A 918-nucleotide genomic window follows, 5' to 3' on the forward strand; every position below is an offset into this window, starting at 1 on the left:
AGCTGAGCGAGCTGGTGGCCGGTAATACCCCTATCGTCTTCATCAACCGCCAGGTGCCGGGTGCCGAGGATCGTTGTGTCTGGCTGGATAACCAGGCAGGCATCACCACCGCCTGCCAGCATCTACTGGATGCGGGTCACCGCAAGATTGCCTTCGTGACCTCGGATGACGAACAGTTCGTCGACGGTCAGCAGCGGATGGCGGGCTACCGTTACGCTCTGCAGCGGGCGGGCTTGGCGCTGGATCCTGCCTTGATTGGGCGAGCCTTCGCCGATGAGAATGGCGGTTATGTAGCCATGGGTGAGCTGCTGGAGCGAGGCGTCGAGTTCACCGCTGTGCTCGGTTTCAACGATGCCATGGTGGCGGGGGCCATCTCCTGCCTGCTGGAGCGGGGCTACAAGATACCGCAGCAGATCTCTGTGGTGGGTTTCGATGACATACCCTACGCCCGTTACATCTACCCCAAACTCACCACAGTACGTTATCCCATCGAGGAGATGGGCGGCCGGGCGGCCGAGCTGGCCCTGCGCCTGCTCGATCACAAGCCGGTCGACGGGCTGGTGCTCAAGTTCGAAGCCGAGCTGGTCAGACGCGAATCCGTCGCCTGACGAGACAGAATTGGCCCTGAATGGGCCAATTCTTCGTCTATGCGTAGCCCAAAAATTGAAAGCGTTTTCAGAAATCCTTTTCAACTGTGATCCGCTTCAAAGCTTTTTGGCCAGCCTGCCACTAGCATAGGCCCCACGAATTAGGAGCCTGCGCTCCCGATTTTCCCGCTGTGGGAGGTAACTGGTCAATCCAGCTATTTCCTTCGTTACTTTCGACGGTCATCATGGATGACCGTTTTTTTTTGTCAGGATTTTTGCCAATGACCACACAATGTATACAGCAGACGGGGATAGTGGGGGCGGGTTGGCT

1 protein-coding gene is annotated in these 918 nt (G+C 57.7%); it reads left to right on the forward strand.

The window, feature by feature from the left end:
* Positions 1-608: substrate-binding domain-containing protein (locus AAC083_RS22790; RefSeq protein WP_258224859.1), on the forward strand; the 608-nt coding region annotated here is incomplete at its 5' end.
* Between the last annotated feature and the right edge of the window lie 310 nt (positions 609-918).

This window comes from Aeromonas sp. HMWF014, assembly GCF_963878295.1.
In the GTDB taxonomy this organism is placed as follows: Bacteria; Pseudomonadota; Gammaproteobacteria; order Enterobacterales; family Aeromonadaceae; genus Aeromonas; species Aeromonas popoffii.